Raw genomic sequence first — 19,449 nt, forward strand, 5'->3', positions numbered from 1 at the left:
TTACTATTATCAATTGTCTACCGATCATCAATCTGAGTGGAGGCACTCGGCGATCGAGGGCTGACCAGGCATCAAAAGGCTTGATGTCAAGAAATTGTATCGAAACTGATAAAGAATGTTAAAAAACTACGCGAATTTGTTACTAACCTTATCAAATTGTGGCTTACCACTCCAGTATATTTCCGCAATTCCGATTGGCTGGCTCGATCGTAGCGTTCCCAACCTCAAATCAGCCTTCTCATCGTTACTGCTGCGGCTCGTGACCTGGATTGCGATCGCTCCGGCCAGTACCAAATAAATTGGTGAACAGCGTCGATCGCTGTCGGAGCGCGGAATGCCTGTTCCTTGTCTCCTCAGAAAGAATCGTAAGATCAAGTTTCCGGTGAATCTGGCTACTGCTCCTACAGATTATTGTCCGATCGCACAGTTTTTGCACAAGATATGGATCTGCTCACAACCGAAAGTAATCCGCTGATGGTAGCAGCGATCGCCCAATCGATCGCTCAATCTCCGCAGCAGCGCATGACTTTCGCCGAATTTATGAATTTGGCGCTCTACCATCCACAACACGGCTACTACACCACACAGCCGCGCATCGAAGGCGACTTTTTCACCTCGCCGCATCTGGGCGCAGATTTTGGTGAACTGCTGGCCGTGCAGCTTGCCGAAATGTGGAAACGACTCGATCGCCCCCAGCCGTTCACGCTATTGGAAATGGGCGCAGGCCAAGGTCTGCTCGTGCAAGACATCGTGCGCTATCTGCATCGCCATCACTACGATTGCTTCGAGTCGATCGACTATCGCATCGTCGAGCAATCGCCTGCCCTGATTGCCGAACAGCAGCGCAGACTCGCGCCTTTGATGAAATCTTGGCGACCAAACTGGTGTACGTGGGACGAAATTGAGTGGGGATCGATCGTCGGCTGCTGCTTCTCCAATGAACTCGTCGATGCCTTTCCCGTCCATCAGGTGATTGTTCAAAACGGTCAGCTTCAAGAAATTTACGTGACTTGGACGGCAAATCAATTTAAGGAAACCACAGGCGAACTTTCCACCCCCAAGCTGAGCGAGTATTTTGAGGCGATTGACATCCCCATCACCACCTACCCGGACGGCTATCGAACCGAGGTGAATTTGGCGGCGATCGACTGGCTGCAAACGGTGAGCGATCGACTTCAGCGCGGCTACGTTTTGACAATCGACTATGGCTATCGCGCCGATCGCTACTACGCCCCCTTCCGCCGCGAAGGAACGCTGCAATGCTACTTTCAGCATCAACACCATTCTGATCCCTACGTTCTAGTAGGACGACAAGATTTAACCGCTCACGTTGATTTCACCACGCTTCAGCGGCGAGGTGAGCGCATCGGGCTGGAAACGATCGGCTTTACGCAGCAAGGTTTATTTTTGATGGCGTTGGGGTTGGGCGATCGCATTAGCGCTTTGTCGAATCCGGGGGCGATCGAAATTTCCGATTTGTTCAGCCGCCGCGAAAGCCTCCATGCCCTGATGAATCCGACCGGACTCGGAAATTTTGGCGTTTTGGTGCAGGGAAAAGGATTGAACGATGAGCAAAAGCGGCTCAAAGGCTTGAGTTTGCCTTAGCTGATTGTGTAAGGTTCACAATGACAAATTGCTTCGTGAACGCAAGAAAGCGATCGCGTGCAATGAGTTTTTATGCCGCCGCAACTCGTCCTGTTTCTATCCAAAATGCCCAGTCTTCTCGACCTTGACGCTGTGCCTGCTCAACGGCCAGATGAACATCATACGGAATCTTTAACAGTTCAACTTGCCATGTTTCATTCTGCTTCTCAAGCACTGCATAAGAAGCAAAGGGTGAGTAGTTTTGCATTGCATGATAGTTTGGCGCATCGTCATCATAAGCAGGAACGCCCACACTACCCGGATTGATAATTAATTGTCCTGAAGACAATTGAACCACCCGTGCAACATGGCTGTGTCCACACAAAACGATCGGCTGATTGACTCCCTCAAGATAGTGCAATATTGCTGCTTCGTCTCTGACGATCGGAAAACCGCTAGAAACATCTTCTAGCAAATAAACCAAGTCATTTGTCGGAATGCCGTGACAGGCAAAGATTTCTTCAGCGACTACTGTTGTTGTTGGCAGCGATCGCAACCATTCAACAGGCTCACTTCCCAATTCTTCGAGCATATAAGTAAGGGTTGGGTGAGTTCCATCTCGATTTGGATAAAATTCATAAACATCTCGATCCTCATTGCCTTGAATGGTGACAGCATCGATCGATTTTAAGAGGTTGTAAGTTTCCAATGGTTTCAGCGGGCCATACAGAATATCTCCGAGGTTAATAAACTGTGTGATTCCTCGGTATTTCGCATCTTCAAGAACTGCCGACAGTGCCCAAAAATTTCCGTGAATGTCTGACAAAACGGCAAATCTCAATTTAATTTCCTCCTTTGCAGATCTCAAGCAGCACGAATCTATTCAAGATAGCGTGGTTCTCAAAGGTGCAATTCGCTAAGTAAAAACTCTTCAAAACGATCGATCGCAACAGAATCATGCCAATCGATCGCGTTTCGCAATTCCTCAAGCGGCATCACGAGATTTAAACTGAAGGGAGACAGCTTGTCTTTCTACTTCATTAAGGCTATGCCGGAATTTTCGACTTCTTCGATCGCCAATGTCGTTGTCGATCAATCGCACTGGGGACGCATTCAGGTGAGCGGTGACGATCGGCTGAGATTTTTGCACAACCAGACGACCAACGATCTGCAAAGCCTCAAGCCCGGACAAGGCTGCGAAACCGTTTTCGTCACTTCGACCGGACGGACGATCGATCTCGTCACTGCCCTTGTCTTGGAAGATTCGGTTTTGCTGCTGACTTCTCCCGGTTACGATCAGCGCTTGATCGACTGGATGGATCGCTACATTTTCTTTGCCGATCGCGTCGAACTCAAAAATCTCACCTCCAGCACCGTTTGCTTCACGCTGATTGGTTCGCCGGAAGACCTGCGCGACTCGATCGGCTTTACAGAACTTGATCGACCGTATTCGCATCAGGTTGTTTCGATCGCCGGAATCGAAACTCGGCTCAGCGTCGGCACAGGTTTGGCACTACCGGGATACACCTTGATCGCTTCGTCAGCCGATGCCGATGCTTTGCGGCAGCACTTTAGCGCCATGACGATGCTCGATGATGCCGCTTGGGAGAAATTGCGGATTGAGCAGGGTCGCCCGATGCCCGATCGCGAACTGACCGAAGATTACAACCCGCTGGAAGCTGGACTGTGGCACACGATTTCGCTCAGCAAAGGCTGCTACATCGGGCAGGAAACGATCGCCCGTCTGCATACTTATCGCGGCGTGAAGCAGCAGCTTTGGGGCGTGCGGCTCGATGGTGAAGCCCAACCGGAAACGCCCGTTTTTGTGGGCGATGAGAAGGTTGGGAAGCTGACGAGCGCGATCGACCACATTGGACTGGCCTACATTCGCACCAAGGCGATCGAGCCAAATTTGAAAGTGAAAGTGGGCGATCGCTCCGCTGAACTGGTCGCACTGCCGTATCTCTCACACGAATACATTTAATGCAGTACCGTGATTTTTGGATTCGTGACTGGAAGCCGATCGATCGCGAAATCGCCGCCAACCTAATTTTCTCCGTCCTGACCGAATACGGCTTAGGCTGCGAACCTGTCGGCGCGGATACGGATGTGCTGCGCGTTGAAGAAGCCTATTGGCGATCGGGCGGCGAATTTTGGATAGTCGAGCGCGATGGGCAGATCGTGGGGACGGCAGGATATTATTCAATCGACCGTGCGCCAAAAGCCGTTGAGATTCGCAAAATGTATTTGCTGCCTGCTGCTCGTGGGCAGGGGTTGGGGCGATTTTTGCTAGAGAAGTTGGAGGAGGCGATCGCCGCCAAAGGCTTTGAGCAAATTTGGATTGAGACGGCCAGCGTTCTCAAGGAAGCCGTCAAGCTGTACGAAAGCAGCGGCTATAAGCCGACGACGGGCGTTGAGACGGAGCGGTGCGATCGCGTTTACGTGAAGCGGTTGCGATCGCCCTGAATTAAAATTCGGGCTAAAAGCTGAAGTCCGTTGAAACGGACTCAAACCCTTGTCCATCAGCGGCTTTAACTCATTGAAATGGGTTTTCGCTTTGAGCGGGAAATTGATTTCCTGGCAATTTCCTGGCCTCGATCGATCGCGTGTGGAATTCTCTATTTTGCAGTTCGGTTGCGCCCACTGTAATCATCCAACCCCGGTTGTTAAAGTAATATTAACGAGCAATAGCAAGGGTTTCACGATGAACAACACCTCTAACGTTTCCAACTTCTTTGGCGGTCAGGCAGAATCTGGCAGCTTGTGGAAGTATGTGAAATCCATGAGTCCTGAGACGATCGCCCAGCTATCACAGCCCACCTCGCCCGAAGTCTTCAAGGTGATGGAGCGCAACATCATCGGACTGCTTGGCGGTCTGCCTCCCGAAGAGTTTGATGTCGAAATTTCCACCAGCCGCGAACAGCTAGGTCGCCTCCTCGCTTCCGCGATGGTCAGCGGCTACTTCCTCCGCAACGCCGAACAGCGCCTTCAGTTTGAGCAATCCTGGCAGTCCGAAGGCGACTCGGATGCCGAATAAACCGTGAGGACACGCAAGCCTAACCTTGACTCGGTAGAGTGGACTCTGCCGAGTTTTCCCGTTTCTGAGCTAAGGCGATCGCTCCTCACTTGGTACGCCGAATCCGGTCGCGATCTGCCCTGGCGACAAACTCGCAATGTCTATCGCATCTGGGTTTCAGAAATTATGCTGCAACAAACCCAGGTGAAAACGGTGATTCCGTATTATCACAGGTGGCTCGATCGCTTCCCCACCGTCGAAGCCCTCGCCGCCGCTTCCCAAGAACAAGTTCTGAAGGCGTGGCAGGGCTTGGGCTACTATGCTCGCGCTCGCAATCTGCATCGGGCGGCTCAGGAAGTTGTCGCCCTGGGTGAATTTCCGCGTGACTTAGAGACGGTGCTGGCACTGCCGGGAATCGGGCGATCGACCGCAGGCGGCATCCTCTCAGCGGCATTCGATTTGCCCGTACCGATCCTCGATGGCAACGTCAAGCGTGTTCTTGCCCGAATTGCCGCGCTTCCGGTTGCACCGAGTAAGGCGATCGCTTCCCTCTGGCAGCTTTCAGAAGAACTGCTTGATCGCGATCGACCCCGCGATTTTAATCAAGCGTTCATGGATTTGGGCGCGACAATTTGCACCCCGAAGCAGCCCGCCTGCCTGCTTTGCCCTTGGCAAAAATCCTGTCAGGCGTACAATTTAGGGATGCAAAACGACATTCCTGTTTCTGAAAGTCGCGCCCCGATTCCGCACAAGTCGATCGGCGTGGCCGTGATTTGGAACGACCAAGGCCAAATTTTGATCGATCGCCGTCGCCCCGAAGGACTCTTGGGCGGCATGTGGGAGTTTCCCGGTGGCAAAATTGAACCGGGAGAATCGATCGAGCAGTGCATCCGCCGCGAAATCCAAGAAGAACTGGCGATCGATATCGAAGTTGGGGATCACTTGGTCACGGTCGATCACACCTACACGCACTTCCGCGTCACGCTCAACGTCCACCACTGTCGGTATCTGGGCGGTGAACCGCAACCGATTGAGTGTGATGAAATCCGCTGGGTGGAACTGGCTGACCTTGAGCAGTTCCCTTTTCCGAAGGCGAACTTAGAAATCATTGCTGCGCTACGGCAGAAGCAACAAAAATAAACCCCAATCGCTTTTCGACATATTCACAAAAATACATCTTTCGATAGTGCCTCTACCTTTTGAGTGGCTTTTACAGTTTGGGAGGTTGCCGCATGAAAGACCAGAGGCGAAAAGGTGAAGATTGGAGCGGAATATCTGGGGAGCGATCGCTGCAAGTTTACAGTTTGGGCACCGCAGCTAAAAGAAGTCGCGGTTAAGGTGATTGCGCCGATCGAAAAGCGCTTGCCAATGCAGCAGCTTGAGTACGGCTACTGGCAAGTTGAAGCTGAGGAAATTCCGCCTGGAACCGAATATTTATTTGAATTAGAAGGCGATCGAACCTTTCCCGATCCCGCTTCACAATTTCAGCCTAACGGTGTGCATGAAGCGTCCGCTGTAGTGGATCATTCACAGTTTGAATGGACAGATCAGCAGTGGAAAAATATTCCCCAAGCTGAAATGATTCTCTACGAACTGCATGTCGGCACGTTCACACCCGAAGGTACTTTTGATGCAATTATTCCGCGATTGACGGAATTGAAGGAACTGGGTGTGAATGCGATCGAACTGATGCCAATCGCGCAGTTTCCGGGCGATCGAAATTGGGGCTATGACGGCACTTATCCCTTCGCAACTCAAAATTCCTACGGCGGAGTCGAAGGACTCAAGCGGCTGGTAAATGCTTGTCATGAACAAGGAATTGCTGTTGTTTTAGACTCGGTTTACAACCATTTTGGTCCTGAAGGAAATTACATCGGGAATTTTGGACCGTACTTTACGGAGGCGTATCGATCGCCTTGGGGCGCAGCCCTCAATTTTGACCATTCATACAGCTACGGCGTTCGCAACTACTTCATTCAAAACGCGCTCTACTGGTTCGAGCATTTCCACATTGACATGCTCAGGCTAGACGCAACCGACTCAATTTTTGACATTGGCGCAAAACATTTCCTAAGTGAACTTGCAGAAGCTACACATGAATTTGCTCAGCAAAAAGGCAGACCGTTTCTGTTAGTAGCCGAGAACGATCTCAGCGATATTCGTCTCGTCAGCAAGCCTGAAGATAATGGCTATGGACTCGATGGACAGTGGAACGATGCATTTCATCATTGCCTTCACGTTCTGCTGACAGGTGAACAACTCAGCTACTACAAAGACTACGGAAGCTGTGAGCAATTGGTAAAAGCTTACAAACAAGGCTTTGTTTATTCCTGGCAGTTTGCACCGAATCGAAATCATTGGCACGGCAGCGATTCGAGTCATATTGCGGGCGATCGATTCGTCGTTTTCGCGCAAAATCATGATCAGGTTGGCAATCGTATTTTGGGCGATCGACTCTCGCATATCGTCACATTTGAACAACTCAAACTATCCGCCGCTGCCGTCATGCTCGCGCCCTACATTCCACTTTTATTCATGGGCGAAGAATACGGTGAGGAAGCAAACTTCTTGTACTTTGTTAGCCACAGCGATCCCGACTTGATCGAAGCAGTTCGCAAAGGTCGCAAAAAGGAATTTGAAGCGTTTCACATGGAAGAAGAATACGCCGACCCTGAGAGTACGGAAACGTTTGAGCGATCGAAACTCAACTGGAACTTGTGGCAGCAAGACGGCAAACATAAAGTTCTACGCGATTTATACAAACACCTAATTCAACTACGTCGAACAATTCCCGCCTTGAAGCATCTTGATAAACAGTCGATGAATGCTTGGACGATCGAAGCAGAAAAGCTGATCTTCCTACATCGCTGGCATGAAGACAGCCAGATTCTTGCCGTGCTTAACTTTAACGAGCAGCAGAAATCGATCGAGTTTCCGGTTAAAGGCAACTGGCATAAAATTCTCGATTCGGCGGAAGAAAAATGGATGGGTTCTGGAAGTCGTGCGATCGATGCCTCCCAATCCAATCAAATCTCCATTCAAGGCCATAGCTTCTTAATTTATCAACCAGCCTAAAGATTATTTCTATGAAAATTCCCACCGCAACCTATCGTCTTCAATTTCATTCCGGTTTCCCGTTTGGTGCTGCTCAAGAAATCATCGACTACATTGCTGATTTGGGCATTTCTGATGTTTATGCTTCGCCCATTTTCAAAGCGCGATCGGGCAGCACACACGGCTATGATGTGGTTGATCCAAATCAGCTAAATCCTGAGCTAGGCACATCTGAAGACTTCACGGCTTTGATGGAAGCGGTGCAGGGGCGATCGCTGGGTTGGCTGCAAGATATCGTGCCAAACCACATGGCTTACGATAACGATAACCTGATGCTGATGGATGTCCTTGAAAACGGCTCAAACTCTGAATATTTTGATTATTTTGATATTAATTGGAATCATCCCTATGAAGATATTCACGGTCGCATTCTGGCTCCGCTGCTTGGTAGTTTTTACGGCGAAAGTCTAGAAAATGGCGAGATTAAGCTGGAGTATGATGAGTCAGGTTTGAGTGTGACTTATTACGCTTTGAAACTGCCTGTTCGGATTGAATCTTACACTCGGTTTTTGACGCACAATTTGGGGTCTTTGGCGCGATCGATCGGTCGTCGTCATCCCGATTTCATCAAGTTACTTGGAATTCTTTACCTGCTCAAAAGCGCACCGAATGAAGCGAAAGGAAAAGAGCGCTACGATCAAATTACCTTTGTGAAAGGTTTGCTGCGCGAACTGTACGAGCAAAATCCTGATGTTAAAGCGTTTATTGATGACAATGTTCGGTTCTTCAGCAGCGCAAAAGACAATCCAGATAGCATCGAACCGCTACACCAATTGCTGACAGAACAATTTTATCGTCTGTCATTTTGGAAGGTTGGTGCAGAAGAAATTAACTACCGTCGTTTCTTTACTGTCAACGAACTTATTTCGGTTCGTGTAGAAGAACTAAAGGTTTTCAACAAGACGCACTCTTTAATTGAGCAGTTGGTGAAAGAAGGCAGGTTTACCGGGCTGCGGATTGACCATATTGATGGACTGTATGATCCGGCGACCTACCTCGATCGACTCCGTGAAAAAGTCGGCGATATCTACATCACAGTAGAAAAGATTCTCGAAATCGGTGAACAGTTGCCTCCAAACTGGCCTGTTGAAGGAACCAGCGGCTACGATTTTCTCAACTACGTCAATGGTGTGTTCTGCCTGCCTGAAAATGCCGATGTTTTCCAAGCGATCTACTACGATTTCGCAAAGCTTGAAGACTCCTACGAAGAATTGGTTGCCCAGAAAAAATATCTCATCATCGACAAAAACTTGGCGGGAGATGTTGAGAATTTGGCGCAGCGGCTCAAGCGAATTGCTGGACAAACTCGGCGCGGAAGCGATTTTACGCTGTATGGCTTGAAGCGGGCGCTGAGCGAAGTGCTGGCACTGTTTCCGGTTTATCGAACTTACATCACTGAGGAAGGTAAGGTTACTGAAAGCGATCGCCACTACATTGAGGAAGCGATCGCCCAAGCCAAATCAAATATTCCATTGCTCACCAAAGAACTCGAATTTATTCAAAATATTCTCGAAGGCAAAGATCAAGAATTACTGATTACAGAACATCGAGATGAGCGAGTTGAATTCGTGATGCGGATGCAGCAAGTAACAGGACCATTGATGGCGAAGGGTGTCGAAGATACGCTGCTCTATGTCTACAACCGCTTGATTTCACTCAATGAAGTGGGCGGCAATCCAGGACATTTTGGCATTACGGTTGATCAGTTTCATACTTACAACCAAGATCGATTGCAACGCTGGCCGGAAGCAATGAGTGCAACCGCAACGCACGACACTAAGCGCGGTGAAGATGTGCGATCGCGCCTCAATGTTCTATCTGAATTACCTGAAGAATGGCGCGAGAAAATTAATACTTGGAGTGAGATGAATCAATCCAAGAAGGTAAAGGGAAAAAAAGGTGCAACGATCCCCGATCGCAATGACGAATATTTCTTCTATCAAACGCTAATTGGCTCGTTTCCATTTGCTGACTCAGAAATTCCTGAATTTGAGCAGCGCATCAAAGATTACCTTACAAAAGCGATTCGAGAAGCAAAGGTTCACACAGCTTGGCTGCGTCCTGATAGTGAATACGAAGAAGGTTGTGTTGCTTTTATCAATGCGGTTCTAGCCGATCGCGAATTTCTAGAAGCATTTAAGCCGTTTCAACGGAAAATTGCTGAGTATGGCGTGTTTAATTCCCTCTCGCAAGTTCTGTTGAAAAATGTGTCTCCTGGTGTTCCCGATTTGTATCAGGGTGCGGAACTTTGGGATTTGAGCATGGTCGATCCGGATAATCGTCGTCCAGTCGATTATGAGCAGCGGATGCAGATGCTTGAAATAATCAAATCAGCAGATGATTCGATCGCCCTTGCCCAACAACTGTTAGCTGAAAAGGAAACCGCAACCGTCAAACTATTCTTGACTTATAAGCTGCTGCAAGCGCGAAAAATTCACACCGATCTCTTTCTGCATGGCAGCTACGAACCGCTGACGATCGCAGGCCAGCACTCATCGAACGTGATTGCATTTGCCCGCCATTATGAAGGGAAAACGGCGATCGCAATCGCTCCTCGTTTCTTTACCCAGCTTGTTCAACCTGGTGGATTGCCGCTCGGTGAAGTTTGGGGTGATACTGTGTTGAAGCTGCCCTCGAAAATGCCGACGCAGTGGCAAGATGCAGTTACACATCAAGCTGTCAATGAAGGAGAAGTTTTGTCGCTTAGTTCAGTGCTGGCTGCTTTTCCAGTTGCACTGCTGATCAGCAATGCATAATTTGATCGATCGCTGTTTATAAGGGCTATACCGCTGTGATTTCTGTAGAAAGTCTTCCGTCGATCGCACAAATTCAAGCCGTTCGTCGCTACATCAAAGCAACTTGGAAAACGCTGACGCGATCGCAAGAGCATATTTTGGATGCGGCTCGCGATCCCAAGTTTCATGCCGAAATTGATCGCTATCCGGTTTATGTTTCACCACAGGAAGACCGAGATGCGATCGAACAGCATTTACAGCAAATTTTGCCGCCGGAAGAATGGCGGCAAATTGACTTGAGAACGCTGCCTGCTGAAGTCGGCATGATTGAGCAGCACGGGCTTTTGTATCTGCCGCATGACTATGTCGTTCCGGGCGGGCGCTTCAACGAAATGTACGGCTGGGACAGCTATTTCATTCAGCTTGGACTGTTGCGAGATGGCGAAATTGAACTGGCAAAAAGCATGGTCGATCAGCTTGTCTATGAAGTACAGCATTATGGCATGGTGCTGAATGCGAATCGAACCTATCAACTCGCGCGATCGCAACCGCCTGTCCTAACTTTGATGATTCTCGCGCAGTTTGAACAGACGCAAGATGTTGACTGGCTGCGATCGATTTTGCCTGCTGTTGAAGCCTACTATTTCTTCTGGGTTGTGCCGCCGCATTTGAATCAGGCGACGGGACTTTCCCGCTATTTCGCTTTAGGAGAAGGACCTGCACCGGAAGCAGTTGCAGATGAAATTGATGAAAGCGGACGGACACACTACGATCGCGTTAAGCAATATTATCGCGAACATGAAATTCTCGATTATGACGTCAGCCAATATTACAATCGCGAAACCGATGAGCTGACTGATTTGTTTTACAAAGGCGATCGATCGATGCGCGAATCCGGTTTCGATATCACCAATCGCTTTGGCCCGTTTAGCATCGATATCATTCACTACGCTCCGGTTTGTCTGAACGTTTTGCTCTATCAGATGGAGCTTGATACGGCAAAGATTAATGAGATTTTAGGGCATCCTGATTTGGCGCAGCAGTGGCGCGATCGCGCTACTGAACGTTGTCGCCGCATCGATCATTTCCTGTGGGATGAAGCTGCCGGACAATATTTTGACTATAACTTTGCGACGGGAATGCGCCGCCCTTATGAATATGCGACGACGTTCTATCCGCTTTGGGCGGGCATTGCTTCAGAAGCGCAAGCGCGTCGCGTTGTTGAAAATTTACCGCGATTTGAAGCTCCGGGCGGGCTGCTGACGAGTACGACCGTGACCGGAAATCAGTGGGATGCACCGTTTGGCTGGGCACCGCTGGTTTTGCTGGCCGTGCAGGGACTCGATCGCTACGGCTACCGCAGCGAGGCCGAGCGCATCGCCCGCAAGTTCATCTCGATGCTGGTGGAAGATTTTGAGCAGACGGGAACGCTGGTCGAGAAATACGACGTTAACACGCGATCGTCTAACGTGGAAGCAGAAATTCTCTACGGCTACAGCAGCAACCAAATCGGCTTTGGCTGGACAAACAGCGTTTTTCTTGAACTTCTTGCCCTGCTAGGACTTGAAGAAGACCTTGACCTAGCGGAACTTTGAAACTAACCGCCGATCGCGCCCAAGAGACTCCGCAGCAGCAAGACCGAGAGTGTTGCAAATCCAATCACCACCAGCAAAACGATCGCAATCATCAGCGCAAAAAACAGCCAGTCGGTGCGGTGACGGCGCGATCGCGTCAGGTGGCGTTCCAGCAAGGCGACATTGCGGGCATTTGCCTTCCAGCCTGCATCAAAAAAATCGCCCAGAAACGGAATGGAGCCGAGAACAGTTTCTAAAATGATGTTCCACGCCATTTGAAAGAGAATCGATCGAGGCAGTCCTATCCGGGCTGCCTCCCAAACGATATAGGCCGAGAGTGCTCCGCCGACCGTATCGCCCGCACCGGGAATCAAACCGATGAACGGGTCAAGACCGATTCGCCCGATGCCCGGAATCGGAATGGCATTATCCAGCAAAAAACTGATCCGACGCAAACGTTGCAGAGCGTCAGTTTCAGATTGAATCGGCGGTTTCACAGGCGGCACAGCGATCTCCAGCGGGAAATTAATTTGGATGAACTGTTGATTAACGGCGTCTGCTGCCAAAGCTACGGCGTGGAGCGGCACGGCGCGAACTACCAAAGCCACCAGTTGAAGGCCGGACGCGCTCGGTCGGGCGATTGTTACGCCGCAGGGTGCTGTTGCCAAAACCGCTGCCCGATGGTCGGCTGGTGTTGGTGCGTGGCGTTGTGCCGATACCGGGGGAACGGCGGACGTTAGAGCCGCTGCCAAAGCCGGGAGTGCGGGCAGTACCAACGTTTGATCGCAGTCGTCCGGTCGATCGAAACTGGCGATTGCGATATTCAGCAGGCGGTGCTTGATAGCGCGACTGATAGCGCGACACGGCTTCGTTGTAGCTGCGGCCATAGCCACCATAGCCCGTGAGAACAACGCCAGGAGTGTAGACGGGTGGCATGTAGTATTGTGGACGGAACAGCAAACTACCGATCGCCTGACCCGCCAACGCTCCTGCAAACGGCGTCCAGAAACTCGGCTGCTGGCGAACGATCACCACTTCTTGCTGTCCAGTTTGGGGATCGACCTGCGTTTCCGTGACGTTGTGGACGTATTCGATGCGGAAATCCGGCGTCAGATACAGTGCGGGCTGGTTGTTTTCAACGCGCAATTCGCTCGTTTTTCCGGCTGAAATTTCTTCATCGGTGAGTCGAGCCAGCGGCAGATTCGTACTGCGGAACATCGATTGTCCGGGCGGCGTGTTCAGCAGCATCAGGGTGTATTCCCCAGTGCTGTCATCATAGCTGGCCTGCTGGACGGGATATGTGCCGTTGGCGATCGCGCTGGTCGCTTGCTGTGATGCAGGCTGAGTTTGCGGCTGTGATGTGGTGGTCTGCGTGGGTTGCTGATTGTAGGCAGAAGTGTCGGATGCGCCACAGGCGAGCGTCGTCCAGACAAGCGTGAGCGCCATTGAGGAAATGACTAATTTGCGAAGCATAGTTTTAAGGGAGAAAGAGCGGCGAGTCATAACGATTAGAGCGGAATCAATTCAGGGAAGTTTTCAATGAGCTGATCGGAGGTCAGTTCGTCTCCCAGTTGGGCAGGAGAAAAATGCACCTGAATGGCCCTCAGCGTTCCCCGATATTGCAGATTAATCAGAGCTTTCAATCCTGCTTTGAGTGCATTCACATCAGCGAGGTTGGTTTCCAGTTCAGGAACTTCACCTTCAAAGGCAACAGCAATCATCACGACGACGTTTTGCGTGACGGGAATTGCGAATTCGGTATTGTCTTCTATGGCAAAATCGGTGGCGCTGCCGTAGCGACTGGCGGAATCAGTAAACAGTTCGTTGACATAATCTCCGGCTTCGCCTTCGTCCCACAGAACATCGCCTTCGTTGGCTGCCGATCGCCAAAACGTCTCATATTCCAGCAAACTTTCGCAAACTCGCACCAACTGTTCGCCCAACACCTGCATGTCGCCTTCAGAGTCGATCGCTTCACGTCCGGCTTCGTTGAGTACGCCCAGCAAGGGGGCGACTTCGCGTCCGGCGAGATGCACAAAAATTCGACTAACGACAAATCGCGTCCGGCCACTGAATTGATTGAAGCGATCGCGCAAGCTCATGACGTTTTTGGTGAGTAATGTTGCTCAAGTTCTAGTCTAAGCAGTGGGGGTTACGATCGCCTTAGTCCAAAGGTCGATCAAGGCGGTGATTTCCGTATTGGTTTGGCAGAGATTTCCGCTGCGATCGAGTTTGGAATTAGCTGCAAAAAAGCCCCAGCTTGAGCTGAGGCTGACAAGTGCAAATTGTCTAAGTCGATTAGCCGCCAAGCGATGTCCAATCGACGTTGATGTCTTTGAGCAGCAAGGAGGAATTGTAAATCTGCAAGATGATCAGCAAAAACACGAAAAACAGCAGCATGAAAACCGCCATCAGCGGCGTTGTGCCCCAGCCCGGAGCCACTTTACCGTATTCGGAGTTCAGCGGCTTTAGAACGTCTCCCAACCAAGTCCGTTGTGCCATGAGTAACCTGCAAAAATTTTTGCTCTGTAAAGGTTTGTAATATTATAAGGTGATACGACTCATAATTAAAACCCAACAATGGAACCTGCAACAGTTTTTAGTATTTCGATCGCTGCGCTTCTCGTGGCGGTGACGGGCTTTGCGATCTATACCTCGTTTGGGCCGCCTTCAAAGGAGCTAGAAGATCCGTTTGAGGATCATGAAGATTAGCGGTTTGGGTTGCTGAGGGACGGGGCGATCGCCGTTTAGACTACTTTTGCTTTCCCAAACCCTTGACTGGAGGTTAGGCCGTGTTTTCAAACCCTTTGATCCTCCCCAACCCTCCTTTTCAAGGAGGGAGCCGAACCACCCCTCAAAGTCCCCCTTCCTAAGGGGGATTTGGGGGGACTCAGTAGAGAACTCTAACCATCAGGAGGTTTTAACACACCCCTAGGGGTGCTGCCCCTCCTTCATCCTGCAACTCTTCGGAGGCTCCATCTGCACTTCTACGCAAGGGCTGACTCGCAAGGTCAAGGTGCGCCACATTGGTGATGTCGTCCACGCCTCTCGTGTTGTTCGCTTTTCGCTAGCTTCCATCCTCTTGCCCTACAATCAAGCTGTATTTCTGGGGATATTCCATGAGTTTGAAGGTTGGGGATGTTGCGCTGGAGTTTGCTTTGCCGGATGCGGAGGGGAAGTTGGTGCGGCTAGCGGATTTTCGAGGGCAGCGAGTGGTGCTGTATTTTTATCCGCGTGACAATACGCCTGGATGTACAAAGGAGGCGTGTGGATTTCGCGATGCGTATGCAGACTATTTGGCAAGCGGAGCGATCGTGCTGGGCATCAGTACGGACAATGCCAAGTCGCACACGAAGTTTGCTCAGAAATTTGATTTGCCGTTTCCGCTGCTGTGTGATGAGGACGCACAGGTGGCAACGGCTTATGAAAGCTATGGCCTCAAGAAATTTATGGGCAAGGAGTACATGGGCGTGAGCCGCAGTACCTTTGTGGTGGGGGCAGATGGTCGCATTGAAAAAATTTATCGGAAGGTAAAGCCTGAGGTTCATGCGGCTGAAGTTTTGGCAGACTTCGCTACACTGTCGTTTGAAGAATCAGGCGCAATACAGCAGCCCTAGTTCAGTCAAAATTCGGGTTTCACAATGTCTTGAGAATGGTGCTGCATCTTTTGAAGTTAGATAAACAATCGATTTAGCGTTCTTCTATTACTTATGGATCGATTATGGCGGCTGGTTCAAACCGCGATCGGCGTAATTTTTCGCCATCCCATTACAGGCACGAGCATTATTCCCGTTTTGCCAGATGGCCGCATTGTTCTGGTGCAGCGGCACGACAACGGCAGATGGAGTTTACCGGGTGGCATTGTGGACTGGGGCGAGGAAATTTCAGCTTCGGTTCAGCGTGAGCTGAAGGAAGAAACAGGCTTGGAACTGCTGAAAATCAATCGGCTGGTGGGCGTGTATTCCGCGCCCGATCGCGACCCGCGCTTTCACTCGATTTGTGTGGTCGTTGAAGCCGCTGTGCAGGGAACGATGCAGGTTCACGATAAGCTGGAAATTAGGGACGTGCAAGCATTTTTGCCGACGGCACTACCGATCGGTACGCTGTCGCACGACCACGATCGCCAGCTTCAAGATTATCTCAACGGTCAAACGACGCTGGCTTAGCATCTACTGTTCTCTCAAATCGACTCATCAAAGATGACACCGATTCGCAATGCTCGTCTGCGCCTGTCGCAAGGTCAATTGTTTTGGCGAGAAGGCGGGCGGGGGCAAACGCTCGTGTTTTTGCATGGCGCTTGGAGTGACGGCAACCAGTGGCGATCGTGGCTTTCCGATCTCAGTTCGCGCTATCACTGCATTGTGCCGGATCTGCTGGGCTTTGGTGAGTCGGAACGACCCAAGCTGCACTATTCGATCGAACTGGAAGTCGAGTGCTTGGCAGAACTGCTAGAAGCACTGCGCCTCCGCCAAGTTTGCCTGATTGGAGATTCGATCGGCGCGTGGATTGCGGCCAGCTATGCGCTGAGGTTTCCTGAACAGGTGCAGGCGATCGTTCTGCTCAACCCAGAAGGCGTATTTCTGGAAAATCAAGGCTGGCAGATGGCTCGCGTTTTGCATCGCTTTCCGGCTCTACTCAAACCGCTTCGCCTGGTTGCCAAACTGCTCAGGCGTGCAGACTGGCTCAATCAGCAACCGTTTGAGCAGTCGCCCGTCGGCTTTAAGCTGCTGCTTGGCCGCCGCGCCCGCGAAATTCAAGCAGAAGGCTGGCGCGATCGCCTCGCGTGGCTAAAAGTGCCGATTTTGCTGCTGCAAGGTGAACAGGATTCTGCGACTGTCAGGGCGGTGAACCAAACGATCGCTCGCGAAGCGCCTTCAGTGCAGGTGGAAACCTGTGTCGGAACCGACAGCAACTTGTGTGAACCCGAAGCAATTGCGGCGATCGATCGCTTTTTGCAAAATCTCGCCTAGAGATTCATGATTTAGCGCAATTCTTGACTGCGAATTCCAGCTAAAATTCCAGATCCAACGGCCAGCAAAACAAGTGCCCAAACTGCCGCACGCGGAATTGACGGCAGCACATTAAATGCTTGAAGCAGCAGCACGATCGCAAACATCACCAGCAAAATGCCAGCGATATAAAGAAAGATGGTGATACCAAGATTGGGCGATCGCCTCACAGCAAATTCTCCTTCAAGTCTGCCGAATTTCCCCGGAATTTACATTGTGCCACGCAGCTCGGTGTCGAGAGTCGGCACTCCAGCGTCTACTGACTTTCTGAATTCTTACCGAAACTTATTGACTGCTTCATCTTGGCCTTGTGTTATTCCGATCGAGGCCGAGTAACGTTATGGATAGCGTGGTGGATGAGGTAGAAAAATGGTCAGCGCGATCGATCGCCCGACAAGTGACAATCTGGCGGCTTTGCGAAGTGGCGAAGTGCAGATTCAAACGCGGGCGCATTCGGCTTGGGGCGGAGCGGTGACGGCACAACTGTTTTTACCGATCGATCGGGCATCGGCCTGGCAGCAGGTCACAAACTATCCGCGCTGGGTTGAATACTTTCCCGACATTGTGCGAAGTGACGTTTTGGGCAGCATTTCGCAGGGCAAGCGGCTGTATCAAGTCGGGCGCAAAGCGGTTTTGATGTTTGCGGCAGAAGTGGAAATTGTCTTAAGGGCGATCGACTCGACAACGGCTGACCAGCAGCAAATTTTGTTTCAGCTTGAGCGCGGCAGCTTCCGCGATTTTTCAGCCCAGCTTCGCCTGCAAGATTTTCACACCGGGACGCTGCTGACCTACTCGGTGCAGGCCACGCCAGCGATCCCCGTTCCCTCGCTGCTAATTCAAGAAGGCATGAAGCTCGATCTGCCTGCAAATTTGCGATCGATGCGGCACGTTCTTTGCAATCGATAGTTCTTTGCAATCAGTAACGCTGTGACCTAGCCATTGCCAGCGACGATCGCTTATCGTGAATGGATTCTGGCAAAAAAGAGCGTTATGGCAAGCAAAATTTTGAAGCGATCGATCGCTTGGGGCGGCATGGTGGCGATCGGGCTAAGTGGCGGTGTGGTTGTGGCTCCAGCCCACAGCCAGCCGGTTCGACAACCATCGCAGGAAGAACTGGATGGATTAGGAAGCCGACTGGCCGAAATGTTTTCGCCCGATATTCGATCGACCCTATTCACCTGCGTCACGGCGGGCGGCGTCAATCTGGAGGCGAGTGCAGGCGGCGATTCGGTGATCTGCGGCGATGGCTCAACGGTGAACGTACCCTATGCTCGCTATCTTGATACGGCCTCTAATTTTTTTGCGGCCAGCTTTTTGCTCGGCGTGAGCGAAGGGGCAGCTAGAGAACCCGGATTAACGCCGAGAATGGCAGGTTCCTATCTGGCAGGTGGCGGAGCAGACGAGATTCGCCCCCGCCTAGAAGTGGCAGTTGCCAACGATATTTTTGTTCCGGCCAATTCGCCAGAATCCATCGATCTGCTCGTTGATGCCACGTTGCAAAAAGCCGCTGAAACCCTCAACCGTTTAGACAGCTTTGAAGCACTGCTCGGCACGCCAGAGCAAACAAGCTTTGTAGTATCAAGCTTTTGCACGGCTCCAGGCATGACTGAAACAGAAGCTCAGCAGACTGTGCCCAATTTGAGTTCCACGCAGCTTTACGCCATTTGTCTGTATGACGCTGGCTTTGCTGAGGCGATCGGCAACTAGTTGGGATCATGACCTTCGTACTCACGAACGATGACGGCATTGATGCGCCCGGACTGCAAGCACTTTTGCAAGCGATCGATGGCAAAGGCATTGTCGTAGCACCGCTGCATCACCATTCCGGCTGTAGTCATCAGGTCACGACGACGCGATCGATCCCAGTTCACAAACGCAATGAATTTCGCTATGCCGTCGATGGCACACCTGCCGACTGCACCCGCCTCGCCCTCAGCCAGCTTGTGCCAGACGTCAGCTATGTGCTTTCCGGCATCAATGCGGGCGGCAATTTAGGCTCGGATACCTACATCTCTGGTACGGTGGCGGCTGTGCGAGAAGCGGCAATGCTGGGCATTCCGGGCATTGCCGTTTCGCACTATATCAAGCGTGGACTGGCGATCGATTGGGACATGGCCGCGAAGCAAGCCGCTCGCGTCTTCGATAAGCTCTTGCCGCAATCGATCGAACCTGGCAGCTTTTGGAACGTCAATTTTCCACATCTCGCACCGGGATCGCCCGAACCGGAAATTGTCTTTTGTCCGCTGTGCCGTCAGCCGCTTCCGGTGGCCTATGAGCGAGACGGCGACAATTTTCGCTACAGCGGCGAATACAGCCAGCGCAAACGCGATCCGCAATCGGATGTGGATGTGTGCTTTTCGGGCAGCATTGCCATCACGCTGATCCGCCTTTGACCGTAGGATCAAACATGACGGTTT

The 19,449-nt window shown here is 51.1% G+C and carries 21 protein-coding genes; 15 read left to right on the top strand and 6 right to left on the bottom strand.

Annotated features, from left to right (window positions below):
* The first annotated feature begins 441 nt into the window (after positions 1–441).
* Positions 442–1,605, top strand: coding sequence for a class I SAM-dependent methyltransferase (locus H6F67_RS17375; RefSeq protein ID WP_190767884.1), 1,164 nt, complete (start codon positions 442–444; stop codon positions 1,603–1,605).
* A 70-nt stretch (positions 1,606–1,675) separates the two neighbouring features.
* On the opposite strand, the gene H6F67_RS17380 is transcribed toward H6F67_RS17375, so the two are convergent.
* A complete protein-coding gene (locus H6F67_RS17380) occupies positions 1,676–2,425 on the bottom strand; it encodes a metallophosphoesterase (RefSeq protein ID WP_190767885.1) in 750 nt (249 codons plus the stop codon).
* Positions 2,426–2,632: 207 nt separating this feature from the next.
* Between H6F67_RS17380 and H6F67_RS17385 the strand changes: the two genes are divergently transcribed.
* From H6F67_RS17385 to H6F67_RS17415, 7 genes are all read left to right on the top strand, one after another.
* On the top strand, positions 2,633–3,568 hold the full coding sequence (locus H6F67_RS17385) for a folate-binding protein YgfZ (protein ID WP_190767886.1): 936 nt from the start codon (positions 2,633–2,635) through the stop codon (positions 3,566–3,568).
* Positions 3,568–4,050, top strand: a complete 483-nt coding sequence (locus H6F67_RS17390; protein ID WP_190767887.1) for a GNAT family N-acetyltransferase — start codon at positions 3,568–3,570, stop codon at positions 4,048–4,050. The genes H6F67_RS17385 and H6F67_RS17390 overlap by 1 nt, the downstream gene beginning before the upstream one ends.
* A 238-nt stretch (positions 4,051–4,288) precedes the next feature.
* Positions 4,289–4,621 carry a DUF760 domain-containing protein gene (locus tag H6F67_RS17395; protein WP_190767888.1) on the top strand — a complete coding sequence of 111 codons (333 nt, stop codon included), beginning with the start codon at positions 4,289–4,291 and terminating at the stop codon, positions 4,619–4,621.
* Positions 4,622–4,624: 3 nt separating this feature from the next.
* Positions 4,625–5,740 (top strand): A/G-specific adenine glycosylase, encoded by a 1,116-nt coding sequence (gene mutY / locus H6F67_RS17400; RefSeq protein ID WP_313926850.1) that lies wholly within the window; start codon positions 4,625–4,627, stop codon positions 5,738–5,740.
* Between the two features lie 114 nt (positions 5,741–5,854).
* Complete coding sequence (gene treZ, locus H6F67_RS17405) at positions 5,855–7,675, top strand: malto-oligosyltrehalose trehalohydrolase (RefSeq protein WP_190767889.1); 1,821 nt, start codon at positions 5,855–5,857, stop codon at positions 7,673–7,675.
* 11 nt (positions 7,676–7,686) lie between these two features.
* Positions 7,687–10,470 carry a malto-oligosyltrehalose synthase gene (gene treY, locus H6F67_RS17410; RefSeq protein WP_190767890.1) on the top strand — a complete coding sequence of 928 codons (2,784 nt, stop codon included), beginning with the start codon at positions 7,687–7,689 and terminating at the stop codon, positions 10,468–10,470.
* 35 nt (positions 10,471–10,505) lie between these two features.
* Positions 10,506–12,044 (top strand): trehalase family glycosidase, encoded by a 1,539-nt coding sequence (locus H6F67_RS17415; protein ID WP_313926851.1) that lies wholly within the window; start codon positions 10,506–10,508, stop codon positions 12,042–12,044.
* Between the two features lie 2 nt (positions 12,045–12,046).
* Here the strand turns inward: H6F67_RS17415 and H6F67_RS17420 are convergent, their stop codons facing one another.
* The 4 genes from H6F67_RS17420 to psbH form a co-directional block, all read right to left on the bottom strand.
* Positions 12,047–12,631, bottom strand: coding sequence for a DUF4112 domain-containing protein (locus H6F67_RS17420; RefSeq protein ID WP_313926852.1), 585 nt, complete (start codon positions 12,629–12,631; stop codon positions 12,047–12,049).
* Entirely contained in the window at positions 12,570–13,496 is a 927-nt protein-coding gene (locus tag H6F67_RS17425; RefSeq protein ID WP_190767891.1) for a hypothetical protein, read from the bottom strand. Before H6F67_RS17425 ends, H6F67_RS17420 begins: the two co-directional genes overlap by 62 nt.
* Positions 13,497–13,531: 35 nt before the next feature.
* Complete coding sequence (locus H6F67_RS17430; protein ID WP_190767892.1) at positions 13,532–14,125, bottom strand: DUF1517 domain-containing protein; 594 nt, start codon at positions 14,123–14,125, stop codon at positions 13,532–13,534.
* A gap of 196 nt (positions 14,126–14,321) precedes the next feature.
* Positions 14,322–14,525 (bottom strand): photosystem II reaction center phosphoprotein PsbH, encoded by a 204-nt coding sequence (gene psbH, locus H6F67_RS17435; RefSeq protein ID WP_190767893.1) that lies wholly within the window; start codon positions 14,523–14,525, stop codon positions 14,322–14,324.
* A gap of 78 nt (positions 14,526–14,603) precedes the next feature.
* Between psbH and psbN the strand changes: the two genes are divergently transcribed.
* The 4 genes from psbN to H6F67_RS17455 all read left to right on the top strand — a co-directional run bounded on the left by psbN (position 14,604) and on the right by H6F67_RS17455 (position 16,993).
* A complete protein-coding gene (psbN, locus tag H6F67_RS17440) occupies positions 14,604–14,735 on the top strand; it encodes a photosystem II reaction center protein PsbN (RefSeq protein ID WP_190767894.1) in 132 nt (43 codons plus the stop codon).
* Between the two features lie 407 nt (positions 14,736–15,142).
* On the top strand, positions 15,143–15,640 hold the full coding sequence (gene bcp / locus H6F67_RS17445) for a thioredoxin-dependent thiol peroxidase (RefSeq protein ID WP_190767895.1): 498 nt from the start codon (positions 15,143–15,145) through the stop codon (positions 15,638–15,640).
* Between the two features lie 93 nt (positions 15,641–15,733).
* Complete coding sequence (locus H6F67_RS17450) at positions 15,734–16,189, top strand: NUDIX hydrolase (protein ID WP_190767896.1); 456 nt, start codon at positions 15,734–15,736, stop codon at positions 16,187–16,189.
* Positions 16,190–16,222: 33 nt separating this feature from the next.
* Positions 16,223–16,993 carry an alpha/beta fold hydrolase gene (locus H6F67_RS17455; protein WP_190767897.1) on the top strand — a complete coding sequence of 257 codons (771 nt, stop codon included), beginning with the start codon at positions 16,223–16,225 and terminating at the stop codon, positions 16,991–16,993.
* Between the two features lie 11 nt (positions 16,994–17,004).
* Here H6F67_RS17455 and H6F67_RS17460 read toward each other — a convergent pair whose 3' ends face one another.
* The gene (locus tag H6F67_RS17460) at positions 17,005–17,202 is read right to left on the bottom strand and encodes a hypothetical protein (protein ID WP_190767898.1); all 198 of its coding nucleotides are present in this window, start codon (positions 17,200–17,202) and stop codon (positions 17,005–17,007) included.
* A 199-nt stretch (positions 17,203–17,401) separates the two neighbouring features.
* Between H6F67_RS17460 and H6F67_RS17465 the strand changes: the two genes are divergently transcribed.
* The 3 genes from H6F67_RS17465 to surE all read left to right on the top strand — a co-directional run bounded on the left by H6F67_RS17465 (position 17,402) and on the right by surE (position 19,425).
* Positions 17,402–17,938: an SRPBCC family protein gene (locus H6F67_RS17465; protein ID WP_190767899.1), complete on the top strand. Its 537-nt coding sequence runs from the start codon at positions 17,402–17,404 to the stop codon at positions 17,936–17,938.
* Positions 17,939–18,022: 84 nt separating this feature from the next.
* On the top strand, positions 18,023–18,739 hold the full coding sequence (locus tag H6F67_RS17470; RefSeq protein WP_190767900.1) for a hypothetical protein: 717 nt from the start codon (positions 18,023–18,025) through the stop codon (positions 18,737–18,739).
* Positions 18,740–18,747: 8 nt separating this feature from the next.
* Entirely contained in the window at positions 18,748–19,425 is a 678-nt protein-coding gene (gene surE / locus H6F67_RS17475; protein ID WP_190767901.1) for a 5'/3'-nucleotidase SurE, read from the top strand.
* Positions 19,426–19,449 lie beyond the last annotated feature (24 nt).

Origin of the sequence: Microcoleus sp. FACHB-1515, assembly GCF_014696105.1 — a bacterium.
Classification (GTDB): Bacteria; Cyanobacteriota; Cyanobacteriia; order Elainellales; family Elainellaceae; genus JAAUTJ01.

Coding starts and splice junctions, on each gene's coding strand:
- H6F67_RS17425 (WP_190767891.1), bottom strand. CDS start 13,496: ATGCTTCGCAAATTAGTCATTTCCTCAATGGCGCTCACGCTTGTCTGG.
- bcp (WP_190767895.1), top strand. CDS start 15,143: ATGAGTTTGAAGGTTGGGGATGTTGCGCTGGAGTTTGCTTTGCCGGAT.
- H6F67_RS17385 (WP_190767886.1), top strand. CDS start 2,633: ATGCCGGAATTTTCGACTTCTTCGATCGCCAATGTCGTTGTCGATCAA.
- psbH (WP_190767893.1), bottom strand. CDS start 14,525: ATGGCACAACGGACTTGGTTGGGAGACGTTCTAAAGCCGCTGAACTCC.
- H6F67_RS17395 (WP_190767888.1), top strand. CDS start 4,289: ATGAACAACACCTCTAACGTTTCCAACTTCTTTGGCGGTCAGGCAGAA.
- H6F67_RS17455 (WP_190767897.1), top strand. CDS start 16,223: ATGACACCGATTCGCAATGCTCGTCTGCGCCTGTCGCAAGGTCAATTG.
- H6F67_RS17390 (WP_190767887.1), top strand. CDS start 3,568: ATGCAGTACCGTGATTTTTGGATTCGTGACTGGAAGCCGATCGATCGC.
- H6F67_RS17430 (WP_190767892.1), bottom strand. CDS start 14,125: ATGAGCTTGCGCGATCGCTTCAATCAATTCAGTGGCCGGACGCGATTT.
- H6F67_RS17375 (WP_190767884.1), top strand. CDS start 442: ATGGATCTGCTCACAACCGAAAGTAATCCGCTGATGGTAGCAGCGATC.
- surE (WP_190767901.1), top strand. CDS start 18,748: ATGACCTTCGTACTCACGAACGATGACGGCATTGATGCGCCCGGACTG.
- H6F67_RS17465 (WP_190767899.1), top strand. CDS start 17,402: ATGGTCAGCGCGATCGATCGCCCGACAAGTGACAATCTGGCGGCTTTG.
- H6F67_RS17470 (WP_190767900.1), top strand. CDS start 18,023: ATGGCAAGCAAAATTTTGAAGCGATCGATCGCTTGGGGCGGCATGGTG.
- treY (WP_190767890.1), top strand. CDS start 7,687: ATGAAAATTCCCACCGCAACCTATCGTCTTCAATTTCATTCCGGTTTC.
- psbN (WP_190767894.1), top strand. CDS start 14,604: ATGGAACCTGCAACAGTTTTTAGTATTTCGATCGCTGCGCTTCTCGTG.
- H6F67_RS17450 (WP_190767896.1), top strand. CDS start 15,734: ATGGATCGATTATGGCGGCTGGTTCAAACCGCGATCGGCGTAATTTTT.